Origin of the sequence: Mycolicibacterium houstonense (genome assembly GCF_900078665.2) — a bacterium.
Classification (GTDB): domain Bacteria; phylum Actinomycetota; class Actinomycetes; order Mycobacteriales; family Mycobacteriaceae; genus Mycobacterium; species Mycobacterium houstonense.
The window spans coordinates 228,151-235,378 of the sequence record NZ_LT546207.1 but is presented as its reverse complement, the minus strand read 5'-3'; the positions used below and the strand labels follow the sequence as shown (position 1 = coordinate 235,378).

The following is a 7,228-nucleotide window of genomic DNA, read 5'->3' as shown; positions in this document are numbered from 1 at the left end:
CCGGCGGCATGCAGACAGGAATCCACGACCGCGACCGCATCGCGGTAGCCCAGCGTGAGGCGTTCGGTGAACCGCGCCGAGCCGGCCAGCACACCGCACATCGGCACCCCGTCGAGATCGTCGACGAGATAGGTCAGTCCGGCACACTCGGCGTGCACCGGGGCGCCACGCCCGGCCAGATCCCTGATCTGCTGGCGGACAATGTCGTTGGCCGACAGTTCGGCGGTGAACTGTTCGGGGAAGCCGCCGGGCAGGACAAGCGCGTCGGCGCCGTCCGGCAGCGGTTCGTTCAACGGGTCGAAGTCGGCCACCTGCGCCCCGGCCCCGCGCAACAGCTCGGCGTGCTCGGCGTAGCTGAAGCTGAAGGCCTTGCCCGCCGCGAGTGCCACCGTGACATCGGTCACCGATTCTGCCGCCGGGCTCCAGGGTTCGGCGTCGACGCGGGCGGAGGATGCGGCCACCACGGCCCCGAGATCGACGTGCCGGGCCACCAGGGCAGTCATCGCGGCCACGGCGTCGCGCGCCTGACGGCCGTGTTCGACGGCGGTGATGAGCCCGAGATGCCTTGACGGAACCGATAATTCGTCGGCCCGTGGAATCGCCCCGAGCACCGCCACCCCGGCATGCTCACAGGCCTGACGCAACACCGCCTCGTGCCGGTCCGATCCGACCCGGTTGAGGATCACCCCGGCGATCCGCACCGCCGGGTCGAAGGTCGCGAATCCGTGCAGCAGGGCGGCGATGCTGTGGCTCTGGCCGCGGGCGTCGACCACCAGCACCACCGGCGCCCCCAAGAGTCCGGCGACCTGGGCCGCCGAGCCTCGCGGTATTCCGGTCATCTGGCCCTCGATGCGGCCGTCGAACAGGCCCATGACGCCCTCGACGACAGCGATGTCGGCACCGGCGCAGCCATGCCGGTACAGCGGGCCGATCAGCTCCTCGCCGACGAGCACTGGGTCGAGGTTGCGGCCCGGCCGCCCGGCGGCCAGGGCGTGATAGCCCGGGTCGATGAAATCGGGACCGACCTTGAACGGCGCCACCGTGTGGCCGGCTTGGCGCAGCGCACCCACCAGACCCGTTGCCACCGTGGTCTTCCCGCTGCCCGATGCCGGCGCGGCGATCACCACCGCCGGAGTGGTCACCTCAGCACCGCGAGCGCGCGCAAAATCACCACTCGATGCCCTTCTGGCCTTTACGGCCGGCATCCATCGGGTGCTTGATCTTGGTCATCTCGGTCACCAGATCCGCGGCGTCGATCAACGCCTGCGGGGCATCGCGACCGGTGATCACCACGTGCTGGGTGCCCGGACGGTTGGCCAGCACCTCGAGCACCTCGTCCACGGCGATCCAGCCCCATTTGAGCGGATAGGTGAACTCGTCGAGCACGTAGAAGTCGTGGCGCTCCTCGGCCAGCCGGCGTTTGATCTCGGCCCAACCGTCGGCGGCGGCCGCGGCGTGGTCGACGTCGCTGCCGTGTTTGCGCGTCCAGGACCAGCCCGAGCCCATCTTGTGCCATTCCACCGGCCCGCCGGCACCGTGCTCGTCGTGCAACCGGCCGAGCTGGCCGAACACGGCCTCCTCCCCCACCTTCCACTTCGCGCTCTTGACGAACTGGAACACCGCGACCGAGAAGCCCTGATTCCAGGCCCGCAGCGCCATACCGAACGCCGCGGTCGACTTGCCCTTGCCCGGGCCGGTGTGCACGGCGAGCAACGGCGCATTCCGCCGGGCCCTGGTGGTCAAACCGTCGTCGGGGACGGTCAGCGGCTGTCCTTGTGGCATGGTCGGTCCTTCCTGCGCGTCGTCTGGTGTGCGGCCTAGGCGGCGGTCTGGTGCTGGACCAACCGGGTCAGTTCGGCCGCCCGCAACTGCTCGAGCCGGACCGCCGGTGAGCCCAGCTGCTCGGCCAGTTGCTCGGCCAATCCCAGTCGCACGAAAGATGTTTCACAATCGACGACGACGGAGGCGGCCCCCTCGGCCACCAATGCGGCGGCAGCCTGGCGGGTGCGGCCCAGCGGATCGGGTCCGCCCGTGGCGCGGCCGTCGGNCAGCCCGAACCGGTCCAGCAGCTGCGGCCGCAGTTCGCCTTCCTCCGGGTTCATGGTGCCGATCAGCACGAACCGTGACTCATGTGAGTGCGAGATGCCTTCGCGCTCAACGTGTACCCGGCCCATGGCGGCGGCATCGAGCAGAACGTCGACCAGATGGTCGTGCAGGAGGTTGACCTCATCGACGTAGAGCACGCCGCCGTGGGCGCGGGCCAGCAGGCCGGGCGAGAAGGCGTGCTCACCGTCGCGGAGCACCTTCTGCAGGTCCAGCGATCCGACCACGCGGTCCTCGGTGGCACCGATGGGCAGTTCCACCAACCGGGCATCGTCGTCGACCGCCGACAGCACCGCGGCCAGGCCGCGGACCGCCGTGGACTTCGCCGTGCCCTTCTCGCCACGGATCAACACCCCACCGATCTCGGGGTGCACCGCGCACAGCACCAGGGCCAGCCGTAACCGGTCCTGCCCCACCAGTGCGCTGAAAGGGTAGGTGTGGTTCTCCACTGTCATGAAACCGCCGTCATTCGCTGCGGGTCCCGGGCCGCACCATCGGCACATGCGGGATTCCGTCGTCGAGGAATTCGTCTCCGTCACGGACGAATCCGTGCCGGCCGTACATGTCGACCAGGTAGGTCTGAGCGTTGATGTGACACGGGTAGTCGCCGACCTCGGCCAGCGCCGCCTGCATCAACCGGGTGGTGTGCCCGTTGCCCCGGGCGCTGCGCTTGGTGCACACGCGGCCGATCCGGAACGCCTTCTCGCCGCCGGGGTGCTCCTCCATCAACCGCAACGTCGAAATCACTTCTCCGTCAGGGCCTTCCAGCCAGAAATGGCGGGTCTCGGCGAGCAGGTCGCGGCCGTCGAGCTCCGGGTAGGGCGTGGCCTGTTCCACCACGAACACCTCGATGCGGAGCTTGAGCAGCTCGTAAAGCGTTGGTACGTCGAGGTCTTTGGCCCAGCTGCGGCGTAGTGCGACCGTCATCCGCCCGCTCCGGTCACGCGGTCACGGGGGCGTCCAGCTGGAGCGCCTTGGTGCCCCACTCCCATACCTCGTCGAACAGGCCGGGTTCGTTGGACAACTTGGTGCCGAGCGAGGGCACCATCTCCTTGAGCTTGGGCAACCAGCTCTGGTAGCGGTCGGTGAAGCAGCGCTCCAGCACGTCGAGCATGGCCGGGACCGCGGTGGACGCACCGGGCGAGGCACCCAGCAGGCCGGCGATGCTCCCGTCGGCGGCGGTCAGCACGGTGGTGCCGAACTCCAGCACACCGCCGGCACCCTTGCGCCGGATGACCTGCACGCGCTGGCCCGCGATGTCCAGCTCCCAGTCGGAATCGACTGCGCTGGGCGCGAACTCCCGCAGGGTGTCGACCCGGGCGGCCTCGCTGAGCAACAGCTGGCCCACCAGGTAGTTGACCAGGCCCATCTCGGTCAGCCCGACGCCCAGCATCGACATGATGTTGTTCGGCTTGACCGAGAACGGCAGATCGGTGACCTTGCCCTGCTTGAGGAACTTGGGTGACCAGCCGGCGAACGGGCCGAACAGCAGCCAGGACTTGCCGTTGATCACGCGGGTGTCCAGGTGTGGCACCGACATCGGCGGAGCGCCCAGCGGCGGCAGCCCGTACACCTTGGCCTGGTGGCCTGCGGTCAGCGCCTGGTTGTTGGTCCGCAGGAACGCGCCGCCGACCGGGAAACCGCCGAAGCCCTTGGCCTCGGGGATGCCTGAGCGCTGCAGCAGCGGCAGCGCCCCGCCCCCGGCGCCGACGAACACGAACTTGGCATTGAACTTGCGTTTGAGGCCGGTGCGCCGGTTGGTCACCTTCAGCGTCCAGCTGCCGTCGGACTCCTTGCGCAGGTTGCGCACCTCGTGGCCGAACAGCGTGTCCATGCCGCGCTGCGCGGTGAACCCGATGAGCTGGCGCGACAGCGAGCCGAAGTCGACGTCGGTGCCGGCCTGGGTCCAGTTCAGCGCCACCGGATCGGAGAAGTCGCGCTTGGCGGCCATGAACGGCAGCCGGCGGGCGAACTCGTCCTTGTCGTCGATGAACTCCATGGAGGCGAACAGCGGATTGCCGACCAGTGCCTGGTGGCGACGCTTGAGGTAGTCGACGTTCTCGGCCCCGTGCACGAAGCTGACGTGCGGGATGGGGTTGAGGAAGCCGCGCACGTCGGACAACACGCCGTTCTCGGCGGCGTAGGCCCAGAACTGCCGCGACACCTGGAACTGCTCGTTGACGTTGATGGCCTTGGTGGTGTCGATCGAGCCGTCGGATAGCTCCGGCGTGTAGTTCAGCTCACACAGCGCGGAGTGGCCGGTGCCGGCGTTGTTCCACGGATCACTGCTCTCCGCGGCGGCGCCGTCGAGCCGTTCGATCATGGTGATGGACCAGTCCGGCTCCAACAGCCGGATCAGGGCGCCGAGGGTCGCGCTCATGATGCCGGCCCCAACCAGCACGACGTCGGTCTTCACGGTCGTACCCACGTTTGCCTCAGACACCCTGATCGCTCGTCCTTTGTATTGCGCGGCCCGTCGACCCCGACGGCTTTCTGTTATGCCCAGGTTATCGCGCGGCCAATCACGGTTGGCCAGGCATGGTAGTGCTATCCGTCACCTGCGGGCCGCCGGCGGGCAACCGGGCCGTCCGAATCTGTTGTTCATCGTCTCGGCGTGGTTGCCGACCGGCCCGGTTCCCAGCCGCCGGCCTGCCGGTCGCACCGGCCGGGCGCGGCTAGGGTGGAGCCGTGACGTCACGGGGGCCCAGCTGGGAGCCGGATGTATTGCCAGGGTTCTGGCAGCGGACCATCGACGCCGGGCCCGATCCCGACGGTGAGGGCGACCTGGTCGCCACGCTGGTGCGCCGGGGTCCGGGCGCCGAGCAGGACGGCCGGCCCGCTCACGCCGTGCTGGCGTTGCACGGCTACACCGACTACTTCTTCCACACCGAACTGGCCGATCACTTCGCCGACCGCGGGTTCGCGTTCTACGCGCTGGACCTGCCCAAGTGCGGACGCTCCCGGCAGGACGGGCAGACGCCGCACTTCACCACCGACCTGGCGCGCTATGACACCGAGCTGCGCGAGGCACTGACGGTCGTCGCCGCCGACACCGGCAACGCCACGGTGTGTTTGTACGGCCATTCGGCCGGCGGGTTGATCATCACCCTGTTCGCCGACCGGCTGCGCCGCAGTGGCCTCCTGGCGTCTCATCACGTCGGCGGCCTGGTGCTCAACAGCCCGTTCTTCGATCTGCACGGCCCGGCGATCCTGCGCACCGCGCCCACCTCGGCGGCGCTGATCGCCCTGGCCCGGTTGCGCAAGCTGTCGGTGATCCGCAAACCCACCGAAGGTGGCTACGGCACGACGCTGCACCGGGACTACGGCGGCGAGTTCGAGTACAACCTGGAGTGGAAACCGTTGGGCGGCTTCCCCGTCACCCTGGGCTGGATCAACGCCATCCGGCGTGGGCAGGCCCGGCTGCACCGCGGCCTCGACGTCGGGGTGCCCAATCTGATCCTGCGATCGGACCGCAGTGTCACCGAGACATCCGACCCGGCCGCGATGCAGCGCGGCGATGCCGTGCTCGACGTCAGCCAGATCGCGCGCTGGTCGGGCTGTGTGGGAAACCACACCACGGTCGCCCCGATCACCGACGCCAAGCACGACGTCTTTCTCTCGGTGGCCGAGGCCAGGGCAGCGGCCTACCAGGAGCTGGACCGGTGGCTGGATTACTACCTGAGTCGGCAAACCTGGCCCAGCACAACATCTTTCGGATAGGGTCAGCACATGGACCACTACGACTTGACGATCATCGGCACGGGCTCGGGCAACAGCATTCTCGACGAGCGCTACGCCGGCAAGAAGGTGGCCATCTGCGAGCAGGGCACGTTCGGCGGTACCTGCCTGAACGTCGGCTGCATCCCGACCAAGATGTTCGTCTACGCCGCCGAGGTCGCCAATACGGTGACCGGCTCCGCCCGGTTCGGCGTCGACGCCCACATCGACAAGGTGCGCTGGCCCGACATCGTGTCGCGGGTCTTCGGCCGGATCGACCCGATCGCCGCCGGCGGTGAGGACTACCGTCGCAACGACCCGAACATCACGGTGTACGCCAGCCACACCCGATTCGGCCCGAAGACCGATGACGGCAAGTACACCTTGCGCACCGAGGCCGGTGACGAGTTCTCCAGCGATCAGGTGGTGATCGCCGCCGGGTCACGCACATTCATCCCGCCGGCGATCGTCAGCTGCGGCTGCACGTACTACACCAGCGACGACATCATGCGCATCCCGGAACTGCCCGAACACCTGGTGATCGTCGGCGGCGGATTCGTCTCGGCCGAGTTCGCCCACGTGTTCTCGGCGCTGGGCGTGCGGGTCACCATCGTGGTGCGCGGCGACGGTCTGCTCACCCACTGCGACGAGACACTCTGCCGCCGCTTCACCGAACTGGCCGCCGAGAAGTGGGATCTGCGTACCCACGAGAACGTGATCGGCTCGCACCAGGACGGCGACAAGATCGTGCTCGAACTCGATGACGGCAAGACGCTGCCCGCCGACATGTTGCTGGTGGCCACCGGCCGAATTCCCAACGGGGACCTGCTCGACGCCGAACTCGCCGGGGTGGAGGTCGACGAGGACGGCCGGGTGATCGTTGATGACTACCAACGCACCACTGCGCGCGGCATTTTCGCCCTCGGTGACGTGTCCTCGGACTACCAGCTCAAGCACGTGGCCAACCACGAGTCGCGGGTGGTCAGGGAGAACCTGCTGTGCGACTGGGACGACACCGCGGCGATGGCCCGCAGCGATCACCGCTTCGTGCCGTCGGCGGTGTTCACCGAACCGCAGATCGCCACGGTCGGGCTGACGGAGGCACAGGCCCGCGACGAGGGCTACGACGTCGTCACCAAGGTGCAGACCTACGGCGACACCGCGTACGGCTGGGCGATGGAGGACACCACCGGCATCGCCAAGCTGATCGGCGACCGGGCCACCGGCAAGATCCTGGGCGCGCACATCATGGGCTATCAGGCGTCGTCGATCATCCAGCCGTTGATCCAGGCGATGAGTTTCGGGCAGACCGCGAAAGAGGTTGCCCGGGGCCAGTACTGGATCCACCCGGCACTGTCCGAGGTGATCGAGAACGCGTTGTTGGGCCTGACCGAGGGGTGATTCCGGG

At 68.3% G+C, this 7,228-nt stretch carries 6 protein-coding genes and 1 pseudogene; 2 read left to right on the top strand and 5 right to left on the bottom strand.

Annotated elements, in window-relative coordinates; translation table 11 throughout:
* The 5 genes and pseudogenes from BN4332_RS01205 to mqo all read right to left on the bottom strand — a co-directional run.
* Positions 1-1,142 (bottom strand): cobyrinic acid a,c-diamide synthase CobB (locus BN4332_RS01205; RefSeq protein WP_066896447.1); only part of this gene is annotated, 1,142 nt, incomplete at its 3' end.
* Between the two features lie 25 nt (positions 1,143-1,167).
* A complete protein-coding gene (gene cobO / locus BN4332_RS01200) occupies positions 1,168-1,782 on the bottom strand; it encodes a cob(I)yrinic acid a,c-diamide adenosyltransferase (protein WP_066896444.1) in 615 nt (204 codons plus the stop codon).
* Between the two features lie 259 nt (positions 1,783-2,041).
* A pseudogene (locus BN4332_RS01195) lies at positions 2,042-2,558 on the bottom strand (magnesium chelatase ATPase subunit I); the annotation flags it as partial.
* 10 nt (positions 2,559-2,568) lie between these two features.
* Entirely contained in the window at positions 2,569-3,030 is a 462-nt protein-coding gene (locus BN4332_RS01190) for a GNAT family N-acetyltransferase (protein ID WP_066896441.1), read from the bottom strand.
* A 13-nt stretch (positions 3,031-3,043) separates the two neighbouring features.
* Positions 3,044-4,483, bottom strand: a complete 1,440-nt coding sequence (gene mqo, locus BN4332_RS01185) for a malate dehydrogenase (quinone) (protein ID WP_276079220.1) — start codon at positions 4,481-4,483, stop codon at positions 3,044-3,046.
* A 308-nt stretch (positions 4,484-4,791) separates the two neighbouring features.
* On the opposite strand from mqo, the gene BN4332_RS01180 reads away from it, so the two are divergent.
* Positions 4,792-5,823, top strand: a complete 1,032-nt coding sequence (locus tag BN4332_RS01180) for an alpha/beta hydrolase (RefSeq protein ID WP_066896435.1) — start codon at positions 4,792-4,794, stop codon at positions 5,821-5,823.
* Positions 5,824-5,832: 9 nt separating this feature from the next.
* Complete coding sequence (gene mtr, locus BN4332_RS01175; RefSeq protein WP_066896432.1) at positions 5,833-7,221, top strand: mycothione reductase; 1,389 nt, start codon at positions 5,833-5,835, stop codon at positions 7,219-7,221.
* Positions 7,222-7,228: the final 7 nt, after the last annotated feature.